Consider the following 19,039-nt stretch of genomic DNA (forward strand, 5'->3'; position numbering starts at 1 on the left):
GAGTCATTCAACACGCTTAACTTTTTATATGAAGTATGACTTCATTGGATAAACAGCTGATCTTGAAGATCAGCTGTTTTCGTTTGAAGGGAGCTTTACTGTTAAGGGCAAGGATTCGAGTAAGTTGTACCTATTGCTTGAATTTCAGTAAGTAGCTCGTCGCTAAGTTGCAAATCAATACTGTCGATATTGGCTTTTAATTGGTCTAGGTTTGTTGCTCCGATAATGTTAGAAGCAACAAATGGACGCTGATTGACAAACGCGAGCGCCATTTGTGCAGGGTTTAGACCATGCTCTTGAGCTAAATTGACGTAAGCTTCGGTCGCTTTAACACCTTGTGGAGTGAAGTAGCGCGCAAAACGCTCCCACTTAGTGCATCGAGCGCCTTCAGGTTTTGCCCCGTTTAGGTATTTACCACTCAGGCAGCCAAATGCCAAAGGAGAGTAGGCAAGTAACTGAACGCCTTCGTAATGGCTGATTTCAGACAAGCCAACTTCGAAGCTGCGGTTCAATAAGTTATATGGGTTTTGAATGGAGACAATTCTTGGCAAATCGTGCTTTTCTGCCAAACGCAGTAGCGACATCACCCCCCACGGCGTCTCGTTGGATACGCCGATATAGCGCACTTTACCTGCATTCACTAATTCAGTAAGCGCTTCCAACGTTTCAATTAACGTGACTTCTTCTTGTTTGTCAGGGTATGGGTAGTTGAGTTGACCAAAGCAGTTGGTTTGACGCTGCGGCCAATGTAGTTGGTACAAATCGACATAATCGGTTTGTAGACGATTAAGGCTGTCATCAATTGCTGTATGGATGTGGCGACGATTAAGGCTCATGTTGTCTCTAATGTGAGGAACATTGCGAGGGCCTGCCACTTTTGTTGCCAGTACTACTTTCTCTCTTTTGCCGCTTTTTGCTAACCAATTACCGATGTATTGCTCGGTGAGCCCTTGTGTTTCCGAGTTTGGCGGTACAGGGTACATCTCTGCGGTATCGATGAAGTTCACCCCATGATCGAGGGCAAAGTCGAGCTGTTCAAAGGCGTCCTTTTCTGTGTTTTGCTCGCCAAACGTCATAGTGCCGAGGCAGATTTTACTGATCTCAAGTGATGAGTGCGGTAGTTTTGTGTATTGCATATCACGTCCTTGAAGAGTTACCGACTAAATAAGTGACTCCAATATAGGGGATTTTTAGCCGCAATCGCAAATGATTTACGTATAAAGGAAGAGCAAACTCGAAAGCTACAGTTAGCCTAACTACACTTAAATGATCGTGTGAAGGAGGTATGTTATGCAGAAGCATCAATTGGACATGTGGCTACATGGTCCACATAAAGATACTTATAAAACTCCCAAAGTATTTGTGATTGGGTGTTCTGATGTCTCTGACTATCTTTTAGCTGTGGAGTACAAGCATCAACTTGAGCCGATTAAAGACGGTGAAGACCCGATACATTTTGGCTCTCTAGACTTAGTAAAAGAAGAACTATTGAGGCTAGGGGTCGATAAAGCGTATTTAAGGCTGCGCAATGCGTATGACGAATGTGGCACTGAAGAGGCGGCCTCATACTGCGATATTGAGTTATCGCTCGTGACGCACTAAATAGCTGATATGGTTTTATTCTGGTTGAGTGTTAATGTAGTGCTTGAGTAAGATCTGTTCAGTAAACTGTGTTCTAAGGTAAAAGCCTCGGGGCAGAGTTTTCATCGGCTTACCATTTGAGTTGTATGCTTCGGTGAGCGCTTTTGCATTTGCGGCTTTAGGGCGAAGATGCAGCGCTTCTCCGTGTCTGGCGGAAATTTGATCAAATCTTCCCAAGACGATCATCTCCATTAACTCTTCCCAGTCATTTCGCAAAATCCGTTCTTCTTCTTCATCTGGTGACCAAATTAGTGGACTGCCCACACGTCTTTCAGGGAGTGGGATTTCTCGTTCTCCTTCTACGGGTACCCAAAGGACACGAGATAGCTTGTTTCGAACATGACTTGTTTCCCATGTAAGACCATGAACACCAGTGAGGGGGGCCACAGAAACAAAGGTTGTTTCTAAAGGTTTGCCAGAGTAACTGATCGGAATACTTTTCAACTCGATCCCTAGTTTTGCGAAATCTTGTTGAGGTTTACTGCCAGCTGGAGCGCCCAAGTGCCATTCGAGTAATTGACCCACCCAACCTTTATCACGTTTTAAGTTTTCAGGAACAATCATATTCGCCTCGGCGGCCAACTCAGCAAAACAGAGTCCTGCCATATCATGCGCTCGTTCCAATAGCTCTGCTTCTGTTTGTGGTTCTGGTTTCATAGTTACAAGGTGGTATTACAAAAAATATAGTTTATCAAACTCCGACCAAATCTACTGTTTAAGATTTCACCGAGGCGGTGTAAGAACGATCAATTCATAACTTATCCACAGGTGGAGGAGGTGTTGATAAGATCCTGGCGGGGTCTGTATGAATAAACAGGGGTTAAAATGCATTTTTGGGGTTGATTTTGTTGTAATCATCTAAACGAATAGCAGGTGAGTGTGGATAAATAGCCTGTTGGTGGATCTTTGACCGATCTGAGTTTGGTGAAAAGATCATCAAGAAACTGAAGATCGAATTATCGTTGTTTTTAAAAATAAATACTTTTTTATCAATGTTTTATGTTTATTTTTTTGTTTCTTCATCTGTTTTGCTTTTGATGGGATTGAACTGAATTACTCATTTGAATTGAATTCTTCACAAAGTTATTCACAGAAAAGGTGAATAAATGTGGGCAATGTCTCACTCTTGTGTTGATAAGGTATGGTTTGATTAAAAGATATCCAAAAATGGTGAAAAGGTAATAAATCTTGCTCATATCACATCAGTAAGTTTGCTAGTAATGGGGATATGTGGAAAAATCACGGTAATAAAAAATTTATTCATAGAGGTTAGCCAGTGATAGATGGCGATGGTTACCGACTTAATGTTGGTATTGTGATATGTAATAACCATGGTCAGGTCTTCTGGGCTAAACGATACGGGCAACACTCATGGCAATTTCCACAAGGTGGGATTGACGAAGGTGAAACCCCTGAACAAGCCATGTTCAGGGAGTTATACGAAGAAGTCGGTTTAACGAAAAAAGACGTTAAGATCATTGCAACAAGTCGTCATTGGTTAAGATATAAGCTACCAAAGCGATTGGTGCGTTGGGACTCCAAGCCTGTTTGTATCGGCCAAAAACAGAAATGGTTTCTGCTGAGATTAGAATGCGATGAGTCTCGCATTAATATGCAACGCGGAAAATCCCCTGAATTTGATGGTTGGCGCTGGGTAAGTTACTGGTATCCAGTTAGGCAAGTTGTTTCTTTCAAGCGAGATGTTTATCGACGAGCGATGAAAGAATTTGCATCCTTGGCCATGCCTTTTCGAGAGAGAAAAGCGAAAGGGAAAAGAAAAAAGCAACGTAGAGGATAATCATGCTCAGTCAGCTAAGGGAAATAGTTGAGAAAGTCTCCAGGGTCGATGATGTGCATCTGGCACTCGATATATTGGTGAAAGAGACTTGTGCTGCCCTTAGTACTGAGTGCTGTACTATCTATCTTGCTAATGAAGAAATGCAGCGCCTTGAGTTAATGGCAACTCAAGGCCTTATTTTTGAAGGTGATAGTATTCATATCAACTTCAATGAAGGCTTGGTTGGGTTGGTAAAACGAAGCGCTGAACCCCTTAACCTTGCCGAAGCCTCAAAACACCCCGAGTTCAAATTCTTTCCTCAACTCGGCGAACAGATTTACCACTCTTTTTTAGCTACTCCAATCATTCATCGTAAACAAGTTTTAGGTGTGTTGGTGATCCAACAAAAAACGCCGCGCTTGTTTAGTGAAATGGAAGAATCGTTTCTTGTTACCTTATCCGCTCAGTTAGCGGTGCTCATTGCACATGCGCAGAATCTTGGGCATTGGCAGTTAGCATCTAAACCCACGGTATTAAAAGGTTTGCCTGCGTCTACTGGTGTCGCGATTGGAGAGTTTTGGTTCGACAATACCCAGCCGAGTTTATCGGATGTTTTCCCTTCGTCCACGTTAGATAAGGAACGCGAGCACGAGACATTACTAGTGGCCATAGAGCGAGCGTTAAATGACTTTCGCCGTATGCGGAAAAAGCTGGACAGTGAAATCAACAAAGATGCGCTTGCGATCTTCGATCTGTTTACTCACTTACTGAATGATCCGATGCTTCGCGGTGATTTGAAGAAGCAGATTGAAAAAGGAGATAGGGCAGACTGGGCGTTACGCCAAGTTGTAGAGTCATACTCGAATCGATTTGCCAGAATGTCGGATGTATACATGCGTGAAAGAGCGCAAGATATCCGAGAGTTAGGGCAAAGGCTGCTCTATTTTCTACACAACAGCGAGCAAGAAAATTCTGCAATTGATCGTCCCATTATTTTGGTGGCGAATGAACTCACTGCCACCTTGCTCGCTTCTGTACCTAAAGAGTTTTTGTTAGCTGTCGTATCATTAGAGGGAGGCGCAAACTCTCACGCTGCCATTTTATCTCGAGCTCTTGGGGTCCCTGCAGTCATGGGCGCCAACATTAATCCGGATGTGGTTAATGGCAAACTCGGGATAGTCGACGGCTATACGGGTGAGATCTTCTTAGAGCCAAACCGCCAGTTGTTGCGAGAGTATCGCAGCTTAGTAAGCGAAGAGTCTGAATTGTTTGCCATGGTAAACAAGGACCTCGCACTCCCTGCGGTTACGCAAGATAATCACCATATCGAAATTATGCTGAATGCGGGACTCAGTGCAGACAGTAATATTGCCATCAACACAGGTGTTGATGGTGTTGGGTTGTACCGAACTGAGATTGCATTTTTACTTCAGCATCACTTTCCTTCGGAAGATGAGCAGTATCATCAATACCAAGCAATACTTAACAGCTATCCGAATCAACGAGTAGTGATGCGTACTTTGGATATTGGTGGTGACAAACCTTTGCCGTATTTGCCCATCGAAGAAGATAATCCGTTTCTAGGCTGGCGTGGCATTCGTTTTACATTGGATCATCCAGACATTTTCTTGATCCAGCTGCGTGCAATGTTAAGAGCGAGTGCAGAAAGCGGAAACTTAAGTATCTTATTGCCAATGGTGTCAGGGGTAAAAGAGCTAGACGATGCCATTAGCTTGATTAATCAAGCTCACAGCGAAGCCGTTTTGCTTGATGATAGAATTCAATTCCCACAAATTGGGGTCATGATTGAAGTACCATCGATGGTGTATCTGTTGCCAACGATCGCTCACCGTGTTGATTTTGTTTCTGTCGGGACAAACGATTTAACTCAGTATTTATTAGCGGTAGATAGGAACAATTCGCGCGTAGCGGATGTCTATGAATCTATGCATCCTGCGGTACTGTTAGCGCTTAAGCAAATCCATGACGTGTGCGATAAGTATCGGGTGCCAGTGTGTATTTGTGGTGAGTTAGCTGGCGACCCATTTGGCGCTCTTCTCTTACTTGGGTTAGGGTATACCAGTTTGAGTATGAACACCTCCAACGTGGCTAAGGTGAAATATTTGATTCGTCATAGCCAACAAGAAGAATTAGAAAAATTAGCGGAGCAAGCAATGACAAAGTCCTACGGGGAGGACATTCATCAAATGATGCATGACTTCTTCATCCAACAGGGTTTTGCGGGCTTTATCCGTGCAGGTAAAAAGTAGGAAATCGTGACCGTCTCTTTATTTTTGTTATTGTTGGCGCTAGGCGCTTTTGTGGGTGTGATGGCGGGGTTACTCGGTATCGGTGGTGGTTTGATTGTTGTTCCTGCCTTGTTGTATTTGCTTCCTCTTGCTGGGATCTCTCCAGAAATGAGTATGCACATGGCCTTAGCCACTTCGTTAGCGAGTATTATTGTCACGTCTGGCTCATCGGCGATGAATCACCTTAAGCTCGGCAATGTCGATATGTTTGTCGTAAAATGGTTGATGCCTGGTGTGGTCATTGGTGGCTTTGTTGGTGCCAATATTGCTGAGTGGATCCCTACACACTATTTGCCGAAAGTGTTTGGTGTCATTGTTCTTTGCCTGTCAGTACAAATGTTTCGTTCCATTAAAGTTACGAGCAGTAAACCTATGCCGAGCAGCCCTGTGACTGTAGTTTACGGCACGGGAATTGGTGTCGTATCAAGCCTTGCTGGTATTGGTGGTGGCTCACTGTCGGTACCATTTTTAAATAAACATGGGATAGAGATGCGTAAAGCGGTGGGCTCATCCTCCGTTTGTGGTTGCGTGATTGCTATTTCTGGTATGATCGGCTTCATCTTACATGGCTATAAAGTGGAAGGCTTACCTTCATACAGTATTGGCTATGTTTATCTTCCCGCTTTATTAGCGATTGCTATGGCCTCGATGCTCACAACAAAAGTGGGTGCGAAGCTGGCAACTAACCTTCCAACTGCGGTATTAAAAAAGATATTCGCGGTGTTCTTAATGTTTGTTGCAGCGACCATGCTGCTCTAAGTTTGTACCCAAGTCATTCTCGCTGAACCAAGCATCTAGAGGTTACTTGGGTATATTTATTTTGTTGTGATAAGAAGAGAATGATTTATGTCTCAGGGATATATTGAATTTCCCAATATTGATCCGGTTTTAATCTCTATTGGTCCTGTTTCGGTTCGTTGGTACGGTTTGATGTACCTTGTGGGCTTTATGTTTGCTCTATGGTTAGCGAATCGACGTGCGGATAAGCCTGGAAGTGGTTGGACACGAGAGCAGGTTTCTGATTTGTTGTTCGCAGGCTTCCTTGGCGTGGTGATTGGTGGCCGTGTAGGCTACGTGCTTTTCTACAATTTTGAGCTCTTCCTGGCTGACCCTTTGTATCTATTTAAAGTGTGGACCGGTGGTATGTCTTTCCACGGGGGCTTACTGGGTGTGATTACCGCGATGTTCTGGTATGCACACAAAAACGGGCGAACTTTCTTCGGTGTTGCTGACTTTATCGCGCCGCTTGTGCCATTTGGTTTGGGTATGGGGCGTTTAGGTAACTTCATGAACAGCGAGTTGTGGGGCCGAGTAACGGATGTGCCTTGGGCGATCGTTTTCCCAAATGGCGGTCCACTGCCACGTCATCCATCGCAGCTTTATGAAATGGCGCTTGAAGGTATCGTCCTTTTCTTCATTTTGAATTGGTTCATCAAGAAACCTCGTCCTCTAGGTTCTGTTTCAGGACTCTTTCTTGCGGGTTACGGAACCTTCCGTTTCCTAGTAGAATACGTGCGCGAACCAGACGCTCATTTGGGTTTATTCGGTGGCTTTATTTCCATGGGACAGATTTTATCCCTGCCAATGGTGGTTATCGGTGTCCTCATGATGGTTTGGGCATACAAACGTGGTCATTACAAAGACGAATTACCACAAAAGACGAAGTAAGGTATTGGTGTGAAACAGTATTTAGATTTGTGTCAACGCATCGTTGACCAAGGTGTTTGGGTTGAAAATGAGCGTACAGGCAAGCGCTGCCTGACCGTAATCAACGCGGATTTAACCTACGATGTTGCGAACAATCAATTTCCGTTGGTCACCACACGTAAAAGTTTTTGGAAAGCAGCCGTTGCAGAGCTATTAGGGTATATTCGTGGTTACGATAATGCGGAAGATTTTCGTAAGCTGGGCACGAAAACCTGGGATGCCAATGCCAACCTAAATGATGCCTGGTTGAATAACCCATACCGTAAAGGTGAAGACGACATGGGCCGTGTCTATGGGGTTCAAGGGCGCGCCTGGGCGAAACCTGATGGTGGTCATGTTGACCAGCTACGTAAGATAGTGGATGACTTAACGCGTGGTGTTGATGACCGCGGTGAAATCTTGAACTTCTACAATCCGGGGGAGTTCCACATGGGGTGCTTGCGTCCTTGTATGTACAGTCACCATTTTTCATTGCTGGATGATACGCTTTACCTGAATAGTACTCAGCGTTCGTGTGATGTACCGCTTGGCTTAAACTTCAATATGGTTCAAGTTTACGTATTCTTGGCGATTATGGCGCAAATTACGGGCAAGAAACCTGGTCAGGCATTTCATAAGATTGTGAATGCTCACATTTATGAAGACCAGCTTGAACTGATGCGCGATGTTCAGTTGAAGCGTGAGCCATTAAAAGCGCCGACGTTCCATATCAACCCAGAGATTAAATCTCTAGAAGATTTGGAAACATGGGTCACACTGGATGACTTTTGGGTTGAAGGCTACGAGCATCACGATCCTATTCGTTATCCATTCTCAGTGTAACGAGTATCGTTCTTCAAGATATAGAAAAAGCTCCGAATGGAGCTTTTTTCTTTTTTGTACTTAGAAGGTATTATTTTAGTGCACTGACAATATAACGGTGAATTGGGTTGGTCTGCATCGGTGTGGACAGTGCCGGGCTAATAAACTTAGGTTGAGTGAATATTTCTTTACTCACTAATGAACGGATAAGCTCAAAGTACTTCAGCTCTGTTTTCCCGCACAACAATAGTGAAAAGTCATCGCCCAATTTATCATAGGCATTGAGCACCTCTCGGAATCCTCTAAGATACAAGTAATCCTTCGTTAAACCTCCACCTCGATAGACTCGGGCAGTCGTTGTAAATGCTTGAAGATCAGAAGCTTTATACTGTTCTTTTAATAGCATGAACGTATGGCGGAAATCGCGATCCTTGATCATCGACTCTACTGCCAGAACTCGTAAGGCTAAGGTTCTTAGGCGCTTGATACTGAAATGTCCTGACAGATACTCACATAATATAGCCAGCCCTTCTTGAGTGTTGGTATTGGCAGGACAACCTAAGCTCAGGACTTTTAGCGGTTGTTGACGACCGTTAAGCGTAGTTAGGAGATGTACTCCCATTTCATGATGTGCAAGAGCCTCCAACTCATCAGTGGTGATGTACGCCGCGTGGTTAATTTTGACTCGAGATCCTGAAACTAGTGCGTTTGCTAACATCCCGTCCAACACCTGTATTTCACATTCATACCCATTGCGTTGAGCAAAATTTTGCATGAAACGTGCTATTGCACGGCTATCGTGCTGAGGTTCTTTTTCTTCTTCTGTAGGAAGGTGCAATATGAAATGGGCGTTGGCAATATCTTTGGCGCTCGGTTCCCCATAATAGCGTAAGGAGTTATAAAGAAACTCTTGAGTACCTATGGTATTCACTTGATCCAGTTTATCTGCATAAGACTGAATTACATCCGCGTACAGCCTCTGCAGTTGGGTGTCTTGAATGTTTTCTAGAGGTAGCTCATATAGACGTCGCTTTGCGCTGTGGGTATCTACGTTAGTAATTGAATATTGAAAATTAGGCTCTTGAGAATATTTGTTTTTAATGAAACGTTCTCTTTCTTGAGCATAATTAAGAGGATTCACGCTACTGAGGATATCAATATCAGCAACCAGTTGGGTTAGGTTTTCGTCTATTGCGAGTAGCTGATCAGAAATAGCGTCATTAAGCTGCGTCATGTTGTCGACTCCAAATGAGATAGCTCAGCATAAGCATGCTGATGTGGCTCAAATTATCACCGGACAATCGATTTGAACAGTTTAATTATCATAAAAAAGGCTCCACGATGTGGAGCCTAAACAATAAGCGATGGTATGTCGTTGTTGTTACGTTGTTAGGGCTAGAATTGCACCTGGTAGAATAACGAATACTGACATTAGGTAACCACCAACAACTGCTTTATTCTTAATAGCCATTTCAGAAATCATCTCAGCGCCTTTAACCGGAATCTCACGTAGGAATGGAATTCCAAAGATAAACAGCGTCGCCATGATGTTAAATACTAAGTGGACTAGAGCGATTTGTAGTGCGAATACTGCGAACTCTCCAGATACCGCTGTCGCTGCTAGTAGTGCCGTAATACAAGTACCAATGTTAGCACCCAGAGTGAAAGGGTAGATATCTCGTACTTTCAACACGCCAGTACCAACCAACGGAACCATTAAACTTGTCGTGGTTGAGGAAGATTGTACTAGAACAGTCACGATTGAGCCTGATACGATGCCGTGAATAGGACCACGACCGATGGCGTTTTTCAAAATTTCACGTGCGCGACCAACCATTAGGCTCTTCATCAATTTACCCATCACTGTGATTGCAACGAAGATAGTCGCAATACCCAAAGCAATAAGCATGACGCCGCCAACAGTATCACCGAAGGTAGAAAGTGGCTCTTTAATTGCGCCTACGACTGGCTTTGTAATTGGTTTAATAAAGTTGAAGCCCTTAATGCTCATATCACCAGTAGCAAGCAGTGGAGAAACAAGCCAGTGAGAAACTTTCTCTAAAATGCCGAACATCATTTCCAACGGAAGGAAAATAGCGACAGCAAGCAAGTTGAAGAAGTCGTGAATGGTTGCACTTGCAAATGCACGTTTGAACTCTTCTTTACAGCGCACGTGGCCAAGAGACACAAGCGTATTGGTCACTGTGGTACCAATGTTAGCACCCATCACCATAGGGATAGCGGTTTCTACAGGTAAGCCACCTGCAACCAAGCCTACAATAATAGACGTTACAGTACTTGAAGACTGAATTAAGGCTGTTGCCACCAAGCCGATCATTAGACCTGCAACTGGGTGTGCGGCAAATTCAAATAGCACCTTAGCTTGATCGCCAGTTGCCCATTTAAAGCCACTACCAACCATAGATACTGCTAGAAGAAGCAGATATAACATGAATGCCAAGTTAGCCCAGCGTAACCAACGAGCTGTGCTCGAAATTGGTGCCACTGTTGAAGTAGCTTGGTTCATCATAATTTTCTCCGTTGACCTTTCAGTTCATTTTTCGGTCTGTAGTTGAATCTGCGGGCGATGTTAGAGAACAAATATTTCATTAATATTACAAATTTCTTGCTGTGAGAGATTTTTATTGTTCTTTTTGATAATGGCGTGAAAGAAGAAGAAAATTAATTTTTAACCTATTGATTTTAATGGTTAAATTTTGATTTCGTTTTGTTTGGTTTTTGCGCTTTTTTTGTAGAGAAAATGCGCATCAGTTCAACTTTTATGACAGTATTGACTTTATACTTTCGGTAAAACTTATGCTTTTGTAAGGTATTGTATGGTTTTGTCGAGTTTATTGTTTGTCTCTGTCACATTTGGTATAAAAAGTATCACTTTCTTTTCGGGACTCGATCATGTCACATCTAAACTACAACCATCTCTATTATTTCTGGATGGTGTGCAAACAGGGCTCTGTAACTAAGGCGGCTGACGCGCTCTTCCTGACACCGCAAACCGTGACAGGACAGATTAAAGCGCTTGAAGAGCGCATGAAAGGAAAGTTAACCAAGCGCAATGGTCGTACAGTTGAGCCCACTGAGTTAGGTCAGCTTGTGTTTAAGTACGCCGACCGGATGTTCGGTTTGAGCTATGAGATGTTAGATATCGTCAATTACAGCCAGCACTCGAACATTCTATTTGAAGTTGGTGTAGCAGATGCATTATCTAAACGCTTGGTCAGTAAAGTACTGATGACGACCGTCCCGGAAGATAACAGTATTCATTTACGCTGTTATGAATCGACCCACGAACTGCTACTTGAACGCCTTTCTCAGCACAAGCTAGATATGATCCTTTCGGATTGTCCCGTTGATTCTACTCAAAGTCCTGGCCTTTATAGCAAAAAGTTAGGTGAAAGTAGCATGAGCTTTTTTGCTTCTTCTGAAATTGAAAATGTGCGATTCCCTGAGATCTTGGAACAAAAAAAACTTCTGATTCCCGCGAGCCGAACGGCTATGGGGCGTAAAGTTATTCAATGGTTTGATCGTCAAGGCCTTCAACCCAATGTGCTGGGGGAGTTTGATGATGTTGCGTTGATGAAAGCTTTTGCTCGGTACCACGATGATGTGATTTTCTTGGCACCGACCGTATACATGTCGGAGATTGAAGACGACCGAAATTTACAGCTAATTGGCCATGTCGATGGGCTAAAAGAAGAGTACTACGTGATTTTTGCGGAACGAATGATCCAACACCCCGCGGTAAAAAATGTTTGTGATGCTGATTTCAGTCAAATGTTTGAGTAAACCCGTATCGTTGCGTAAATAAATAGATTACTATCAATAAAAATATAATTCTAAATAATATCTAAGTAAGCAAGATACTTGTTTTAGTGAGCAAAACTATTAATTATTGATGGCGCACCAATTAAAATCCTTGGTGGATAATATTGGTGTATCACTAACAACTAAATTAGAGGTTCTAATAATGAAGACTCTGGAAGTGTATCTTGATTTTCTTAGATATATAAATCAGTGCAACACAACAAGCTGGCCAGGGTTGGAATAAGTAAGTTGTAGCTAGAGGTCCAACACATGAATCTACAAGAAATGGAGCAGAACTCCGCAAAAGCCGTCGTGTTGCTCAAAGCGATGGCAAACGAGAGACGCCTACAAATCCTTTGTATGCTGCATAACCAAGAGCTGTCCGTGGGAGAGCTGTGTGCAAAGTTAGAGCTAAGCCAGTCGGCATTATCTCAGCATCTTGCTTGGCTTCGCCGTGATGAGTTAGTCACGACAAGGAAAGAAGCACAAACGGTGTACTACACATTAAAGAGTGATGAAGTGAAAGCGTTAATAAAAACACTGCATAGTCTTTATTGTGCTGAGAGTGCTCAACATTAATTAAATAGTCCTAATATACTGCTCATCTTAGAGTGTGAATCTAACTTGTTGGAATATTTGAGAGTGGCGTTAAACTTTTGATGATAGGGTACTACTCATCGATCAATTTGCTTTGTTCTCAAGTGTTTTATTAGTGCTTTCTAGTATGAGCGTTATATGGGTAATGAATAAGCTGATGTCTTTAAATGGGACATTCAGAAAAAGAAAAGCTGGCATTGCCAGCTTTTTTTATTAAGAAAATTTTGTAGATATAAAAAAACCGACACAAGGTCGGTTTTTTCTTCACTGTAAAATCAGGACTCTATTAAAGAGCTTTGATTTGTGCAGCGAAACGAGACTTATGGCGAGCTGCTTTATTCTTGTGAATAAGGCCTTTAGTTGCCATGCGGTCTAGGATAGGTGTAACTACAGCGAATGCAGCAGTTGCAGCTTCTTTGTCGCCTGCTTCGATAGCAGCAACAGTTTTCTTCATGTAAGTACGCATCATTGAGCGACGGCTAGCATTGTGCTGACGACGTTTCTCAGCTTGGATAGCGCGCTTCTTAGCAGATTTACTATTTGCCAAGGGTCTAACTCCCAAAAACTTAGTTCTGTGACAATTTAAGGGCGAGGAATATCCCTCATTTGCGCTTAAATGTCAAATGATTTGTGCAAAAACCGATCTAAGCCAAAACAAATTTTGGTAAGAGAGGTTATCGCGGTTAAGATGGCGGGGATTCTAACAGCATTTTTATACCAATGCTAATAATTATCCGCGAAAGGCACACTTATTCCTTACAACCCGCGGATAGATTTTTGACGTCTATTTACAGCACCTGTCAGAGAAACAGTATAGGGTTAGCTGTCTTATGGTGATATTCCGAGGTTACAGTGAGTAAACGACTACTCAAGTCTGGCATGATCGTCAGTGCTATGACATTTATTTCCCGCGTTCTTGGCCTAGTTCGTGATGTTGTAGTGGCAAATTTAATGGGGGCAGGAGCAAGCGCAGACGTCTTTTTCTTCGCCAATAAAATTCCTAATTTTTTACGACGTTTGTTTGCTGAAGGTGCTTTTTCCCAAGCGTTTGTTCCTGTTTTAACGGAAAGCCATGCTCAAGGCGACATGGATAAAACTCGGGAGCTCATTGCTCGTGCGGCGGGTACATTAGGGGTGATAGTCTCAATTGTTACCATCTTAGGTGTTCTAGGTTCCGGAGTGGTGACTGCACTGTTTGGTTTTGGTTGGTTCCTAGACTGGATGCATGGTGGTCCCGCGGCTGAGAAGTTCGAACTTGCTAGCGTGATGCTCAAGATTACCTTTCCTTATTTATGGTTCATCACTTTTGTTGCCCTATCGGGAGCCATTCTCAATACACTAGGTAAGTTTGCGGTTTCTTCTTTTACTCCCGTCTTCCTCAATGTGATGATCATTTTGGCAGCATGGTTTATCTCGCCGCAGATGTCACAGCCAGAGATAGGTCTTGCCATCGGTGTTTTCCTTGGTGGTTTGGTTCAGTTCTTATTTCAAATCCCTTTCCTTATTAAAGCGGGGGTTATGGTTAAGCCGAAATGGGGCTGGCGCGATCCGGGCGTGGTGAAGATCCGAACCTTAATGATTCCTGCTTTGTTCGGTGTGTCGGTAAGCCAAATCAACTTGTTGTTTGATACTTTTATTGCCAGCTTTCTGCAAACCGGTTCGATCAGTTGGTTGTACTATTCAGATCGTTTGTTGGAATTCCCGTTAGGTCTGTTTGGTATTGCGATCGCAACGGTGATTTTACCAGCATTGTCACGCAAACATGTTGACGCACAAAATGAAGGATTCGCACAAACCATGGACTGGGGGGTGCGCATGGTGATCTTACTTGGCCTTCCGGCAATGCTTGGTTTGATGGTACTGGCAAAACCTATGTTGATGGTGTTATTCATGCGAGGTGAGTTTTCGCCACAAGACGTACATCAAGCCTCTCTCTCTTTATTAGCGTATGCTTCTGGTCTGCTTAACTTTATGCTGATTAAAGTGCTCGCTCCGGGGTATTACTCGCGTCAAGACACCAAAACGCCAGTGAAATACGGCATCATTGCGATGGTGACCAACATGGTATTTAATGCAATTTTTGCGTACTTCTATGGCTACGTTGGCTTGGCTATCGCGACAGCACTATCGGCATTTGTGAATATGGCACTGCTGTATCGTGGCCTGCACATCGCAGAGGTATACCAAATCACTAAGCGAACCGTCTTCTTTATTATACGTTTAGCTATTGCTGGCGCGGCGATGGTGGCGGCAATCTTATGGCAACTGGAAGATATGTCAGTATGGCTGGGCTGGAGCTTTGCTCACCGAAGCGCGGTGCTAGGGATGTTGATCGGTTTAGGAGCCGTGGTTTACCTAGTGGTTCTATTTTTAACTGGTGCGCGTTTAAAAGACCTAAAAGCTGGGACAGACTGAGGGTGATTAGTATATAATCCGTCAGTTTCACACAGTGTAAAGTTAAACAGAGGCAGAAAGCAGTATCCAATGGAACTGATTAGAGGCATTCACAATATCAACCCGCGACATCATGGTTGTGTGCTGACTATTGGCAATTTCGATGGTGTCCATAAAGGCCATCAACAAGTATTGCAGCAAGTGTCTGAGCAAGCGGACAGGCTATCCTTGCCTTCTGTTGTGATGACCTTTGAACCTCAGCCTATGGAGCTGTTTGCCAAAGACAAGGCACCTGCAAGGTTGACGCGATTACGCGATAAGTTCGTGCAATTGAGTAAGCTCGATATTGACCGCTTACTGTGTGTCAATTTCAATCGCCATTTTGCAAGTTTAACCGCGGAAGAGTTTATCCGTGACTTGTTGGTCGAGCGTTTGGGTGTTAAGTTTCTTGTCGTTGGTGATGATTTCTGCTTTGGCAAAGGCCGTACAGGTAACTTTGCAATGCTACAGGAAGCAGGGGAAAAATACGGCTTTGATGTCGTAAGTACCCAGAGCTTTTGTTTACAACAATTACGTGTCAGCAGTACGGCTATCCGTCAAGCGCTGGCGCGTGACGATTTGCATTCCGCGCAACAGATGCTGGGAAGAAACTACAGCATCAGCGGTCGTGTTTCTCACGGAAGAAAGCTAGGTCGAACCATTGGGTTCCCTACTGCAAATATTCCTTTGAAACGCTGTGTTTCTCCGGTTTCCGGAGTCTATGTTGTTCAAGCGCTTGGCTTAGGAAATAAGCCAGTTGGTGGTGTTGCTAATATTGGTCAAAGACCAACCGTCAATGGTGTTCGCCAACAGTTAGAAGTGCACTTATTCGACTTTCATGCCAATTTATATGGCAAGCAACTAGAAGTGGAACTTTTGCATAAACTTCGAGATGAGCAAAAGTTTGAGTCGTTTGAAGCACTTAAACAACAAATCGAATTGGATGCTGAAGCAGCAAGGGTGTGGCTGCGTCAGCTTAAGCGTTGAGCGGTTTATTCCACCGTTCAACATAATGTCTAATTTTCGCCCAATATAACGGAATTAAGAATCGATGAGTGAGTATAAAGATACCCTGAACTTACCTGAAACAGGGTTTCCAATGCGCGGCAACCTGGCCAATCGTGAGCCAGAAATGCTTAAGCGTTGGTACAAAGAAGATCTTTACGGTGAAATCCGTAAAGCTAAGAAAGGCAAAAAGTCATTCGTATTGCACGATGGCCCTCCTTACGCAAATGGTGACATTCATATTGGTCACGCACTAAACAAGATTCTTAAAGACATTATTATTAAATCCAAAACACTTTCAGGTTTTGACGCACCTTACATCCCAGGCTGGGACTGCCACGGTCTACCAATCGAATTAATGGTAGAGAAGAAAGTAGGTAAGCCAGGCCAAAAAGTGACAGCAGCGGAATTCCGCGAGAAATGTCGTGAATACGCAGCTGGTCAGGTTGAAGGTCAGAAAGAGAGCTTCAAACGCCTTGGTATCATGGGTGAGTGGGACAAGCCATACCGCACTATGGATTTCGCAACTGAAGCGAACATTATTCGTGCTCTTGGTAAGATCGCAAGCAATGGTCACCTGCTAAAAGGTTTCAAACCTGTTCACTGGTGTACAGACTGTGGTTCTGCTCTTGCTGAAGCGGAAGTAGAATACAAAGATAAAGTATCACCATCTATCGACGTTCGTTTTAAAGCGGCTGACGAAACAGCACTGCTATCTAAATTTGAACTGACAGAAGGTCATGAAGGTCACGGTGACGTATCTATCGTTATCTGGACAACAACACCTTGGACACTGCCTGCAAACCGCGCAGTATGTCTACGTGATGATCTAGAGTACGTGCTTATCCAAACAGAAGGCGACAACGCTGAGCGTATCATCGTTGCTGCTGAGCTAGCGAAAGACGTAATGGACCGTGCGGGTATCGAGCACTTCCACAACCTTGGCTTTGCTAAAGGTGCGGACCTAGAGCTTTCTCAATTCCAACACCCATTCTACGATTTCACTGTACCGGCGATCCTTGGCGATCACGTTACGACTGATTCAGGTACTGGTGTTGTTCACACTGCTCCTGGTCACGGTCAAGAAGACTTCGCGGTTGGTAACAAGTACAACCTAGAAGTAGCAAACCCAGTTGGCTCAAACGGTGTTTACCTACCAGATACAGAGCTATTTGCTGGTCAGCACGTATTTAAAGCGAACGATGCAGTAGTAGAAGTACTAAAAGAAAAAGGTGCACTACTACACCACCACGCTTATGAGCACAGCTACCCACACTGTTGGCGTCATAAGACTCCAATCATCTTCCGAGCTACACCTCAATGGTTCGTTTCTATGGACCAAGCTGGCCTACGTGCTAAAGCACTAGAGTCAATCAAGAACGTAGAGTGGATGCCTGAGTGGGGTCAAAGCCGCATTGAAGGTATGATCGAAGGTCGCCCTGAGTGGTGTATCTCTCGTCAACGTACTTGGGGTGTGCCAATTGCTCTGTTTGTTCATAAAGAAACAGCAGAACTTCATCCAAACACGCTAGAGCTGATCGAGAAAGTCGCTAAGCTGGTTGAAGAGAAAGGTATCCAAGCATGGTGGGATGTAGATGCCGCTGAACTACTAGGTGCTGACGCTGACCAATACGAAAAAGTGCTAGATACGCTAGACGTATGGTTCGATTCAGGTGTCACTCACTTCTCTGTTGTTGATGCTCGTGAAGAGTACAACGGCAATAGTGCAGACCTATACCTAGAAGGTTCTGACCAACACCGTGGTTGGTTCCAGTCTTCTCTAATTTCATCTATCGCGATGAAAGACGAAGCGCCTTACAAACAAGTACTGACACACGGTTTCGTGGTTGACGGTCAGGGTCGTAAGATGTCTAAATCTATCGGTAACGTGGTTGCGCCAAAAGACGTAACCAACAAGCTAGGTGCTGACATTCTTCGTCTATGGGTTGCTTCTACAGACTACACTGGTGAAGTTGCGGTTTCTGATGAAATCCTAAAACGCAGCGCAGATGCGTACCGTCGTATCCGTAACACAGCGCGTTTCTTCCTTGCTAACCTAAGCGGCTTCAACCCTGAAACAGACATCGTTCCTGTTGAAGAGATGGTTGCGCTAGATCGCTGGGCGGTTGGTCGTGCACTAGCAGCACAAGAAGAGATAGTTAAAGCATACGAAGAGTACAACACACACGGTGTAACTCAGCGTCTAATGCAATTCTGTTCAATCGAAATGGGCTCTTTCTACCTAGACGTAATTAAAGACCGTCAGTACACAGCAAAACGTGGCGGCAACGCTCAACGTAGCTGTCAGACAGCACTTTACTACATCGTAGAAGCGCTAGTTCGTTGGATGGCGCCAATCATGTCGTTCACTGCAGATGAAATCTGGAACGAAATGCCAGGCGAGCGCGACAAGTTCGTATTCACTGGTGAGTGGTTCGACGGTCTATTCGGTCTTGCTGAAGGTGAAGAGCTGAACAACGAATTCTGGACTGAGATCCAAGCGGTTCGTGGTGCAGTAAACAAACTTCTAGAAGATGCGCGTAAAGAGAAAACCATTGGTGGTGCACTACAAGCTGAAGTGACTCTATTTGCTGATGACGCACTAGCGGCGAAGATCAACAAACTTGAAGATGAACTGCGCTTTGTTCTACTAACATCTGCTGCGAAAGTTAAGCCTCTAGGTGAGAAGACGGATGCAGCACAAGCGACGGATATCGAAGGCTTGTTTGTAGAAGTAGCAGCAGCTGAAGGCGAGAAGTGTGACCGTTGTTGGCACCACACGCCAGACGTAGGCACAATTGAAGGTCACGAGAAGATCTGTGGTCGTTGTGTGTCTAACGTAGACGGCGAAGGTGAAGTACGTAAATTCGCGTAATTGCCTAGAACGACTGAACTTTTTTTAAAATTAACAGCCCCAGTATTTACTGGGGCTGTTTGTAGGTAAAGT

16 protein-coding genes are annotated in these 19,039 nt (G+C 44.0%); 11 read left to right on the plus strand and 5 right to left on the minus strand.

What is annotated here, in order from left to right:
• Positions 1 to 101: 101 nt before the first annotated feature.
• Positions 102 to 1,136, minus strand: coding sequence for an NADP(H)-dependent aldo-keto reductase (locus tag R7040_RS20310; protein ID WP_005381774.1), 1,035 nt, complete (start codon positions 1,134 to 1,136; stop codon positions 102 to 104).
• Positions 1,137 to 1,290: 154 nt separating this feature from the next.
• Between R7040_RS20310 and R7040_RS20315 the strand changes: the two genes are divergently transcribed.
• A complete protein-coding gene (locus tag R7040_RS20315; protein WP_005381772.1) occupies positions 1,291 to 1,602 on the plus strand; it encodes a DUF6482 family protein in 312 nt (103 codons plus the stop codon).
• Positions 1,603 to 1,617: 15 nt separating this feature from the next.
• On the opposite strand, the gene mutH is transcribed toward R7040_RS20315, so the two are convergent.
• Positions 1,618 to 2,298 carry a DNA mismatch repair endonuclease MutH gene (gene mutH / locus R7040_RS20320; RefSeq protein ID WP_005385968.1) on the minus strand — a complete coding sequence of 227 codons (681 nt, stop codon included), beginning with the start codon at positions 2,296 to 2,298 and terminating at the stop codon, positions 1,618 to 1,620.
• A 619-nt stretch (positions 2,299 to 2,917) separates the two neighbouring features.
• Here mutH and rppH point away from each other — a divergent pair.
• The 5 genes from rppH to R7040_RS20345 all read left to right on the plus strand — a co-directional run bounded on the left by rppH (position 2,918) and on the right by R7040_RS20345 (position 8,256).
• On the plus strand, positions 2,918 to 3,439 hold the full coding sequence (gene rppH, locus R7040_RS20325; protein ID WP_005381953.1) for an RNA pyrophosphohydrolase: 522 nt from the start codon (positions 2,918 to 2,920) through the stop codon (positions 3,437 to 3,439).
• Positions 3,440 to 3,441: 2 nt separating this feature from the next.
• Positions 3,442 to 5,688, plus strand: coding sequence for a phosphoenolpyruvate--protein phosphotransferase (ptsP, locus tag R7040_RS20330; protein ID WP_064368992.1), 2,247 nt, complete (start codon positions 3,442 to 3,444; stop codon positions 5,686 to 5,688).
• Between the two features lie 6 nt (positions 5,689 to 5,694).
• Positions 5,695 to 6,486, plus strand: a complete 792-nt coding sequence (locus R7040_RS20335) for a sulfite exporter TauE/SafE family protein (RefSeq protein ID WP_005385965.1) — start codon at positions 5,695 to 5,697, stop codon at positions 6,484 to 6,486.
• Positions 6,487 to 6,573: 87 nt separating this feature from the next.
• On the plus strand, positions 6,574 to 7,395 hold the full coding sequence (lgt, locus tag R7040_RS20340) for a prolipoprotein diacylglyceryl transferase (RefSeq protein WP_005381948.1): 822 nt from the start codon (positions 6,574 to 6,576) through the stop codon (positions 7,393 to 7,395).
• A 9-nt stretch (positions 7,396 to 7,404) separates the two neighbouring features.
• Positions 7,405 to 8,256 carry a thymidylate synthase gene (locus tag R7040_RS20345; protein WP_005381947.1) on the plus strand — a complete coding sequence of 284 codons (852 nt, stop codon included), beginning with the start codon at positions 7,405 to 7,407 and terminating at the stop codon, positions 8,254 to 8,256.
• A gap of 70 nt (positions 8,257 to 8,326) precedes the next feature.
• On the opposite strand, the gene R7040_RS20350 is transcribed toward R7040_RS20345, so the two are convergent.
• Both R7040_RS20350 and R7040_RS20355 read right to left on the minus strand, forming a co-directional pair.
• The gene (locus R7040_RS20350; RefSeq protein ID WP_053306894.1) at positions 8,327 to 9,469 is read right to left on the minus strand and encodes a flavohemoglobin expression-modulating QEGLA motif protein; all 1,143 of its coding nucleotides are present in this window, start codon (positions 9,467 to 9,469) and stop codon (positions 8,327 to 8,329) included.
• A 147-nt stretch (positions 9,470 to 9,616) separates the two neighbouring features.
• A complete protein-coding gene (locus R7040_RS20355; protein ID WP_025768431.1) occupies positions 9,617 to 10,762 on the minus strand; it encodes a Na/Pi symporter in 1,146 nt (381 codons plus the stop codon).
• A 386-nt stretch (positions 10,763 to 11,148) separates the two neighbouring features.
• Between R7040_RS20355 and nhaR the strand changes: the two genes are divergently transcribed.
• Both nhaR and R7040_RS20365 read left to right on the plus strand, forming a co-directional pair.
• Positions 11,149 to 12,039, plus strand: coding sequence for a transcriptional activator NhaR (nhaR, locus tag R7040_RS20360; RefSeq protein ID WP_005381942.1), 891 nt, complete (start codon positions 11,149 to 11,151; stop codon positions 12,037 to 12,039).
• 288 nt (positions 12,040 to 12,327) lie between these two features.
• Positions 12,328 to 12,636, plus strand: a complete 309-nt coding sequence (locus tag R7040_RS20365) for an ArsR/SmtB family transcription factor (RefSeq protein ID WP_005381940.1) — start codon at positions 12,328 to 12,330, stop codon at positions 12,634 to 12,636.
• A 304-nt stretch (positions 12,637 to 12,940) separates the two neighbouring features.
• Here the strand turns inward: R7040_RS20365 and rpsT are convergent, their stop codons facing one another.
• Complete coding sequence (gene rpsT / locus R7040_RS20370; RefSeq protein ID WP_005381938.1) at positions 12,941 to 13,201, minus strand: 30S ribosomal protein S20; 261 nt, start codon at positions 13,199 to 13,201, stop codon at positions 12,941 to 12,943.
• A 305-nt stretch (positions 13,202 to 13,506) separates the two neighbouring features.
• Between rpsT and murJ the strand changes: the two genes are divergently transcribed.
• From murJ to ileS, 3 genes are all read left to right on the plus strand, one after another.
• On the plus strand, positions 13,507 to 15,069 hold the full coding sequence (gene murJ, locus R7040_RS20375; RefSeq protein WP_064368993.1) for a murein biosynthesis integral membrane protein MurJ: 1,563 nt from the start codon (positions 13,507 to 13,509) through the stop codon (positions 15,067 to 15,069).
• A 69-nt stretch (positions 15,070 to 15,138) separates the two neighbouring features.
• Positions 15,139 to 16,074: a bifunctional riboflavin kinase/FAD synthetase gene (gene ribF / locus R7040_RS20380; RefSeq protein WP_005381933.1), complete on the plus strand. Its 936-nt coding sequence runs from the start codon at positions 15,139 to 15,141 to the stop codon at positions 16,072 to 16,074.
• A gap of 64 nt (positions 16,075 to 16,138) precedes the next feature.
• Positions 16,139 to 18,967: an isoleucine--tRNA ligase gene (gene ileS, locus R7040_RS20385; protein ID WP_064368994.1), complete on the plus strand. Its 2,829-nt coding sequence runs from the start codon at positions 16,139 to 16,141 to the stop codon at positions 18,965 to 18,967.
• Positions 18,968 to 19,039: the final 72 nt, after the last annotated feature.

It is taken from the genome of Vibrio sp. 1069, from assembly GCF_033340555.1.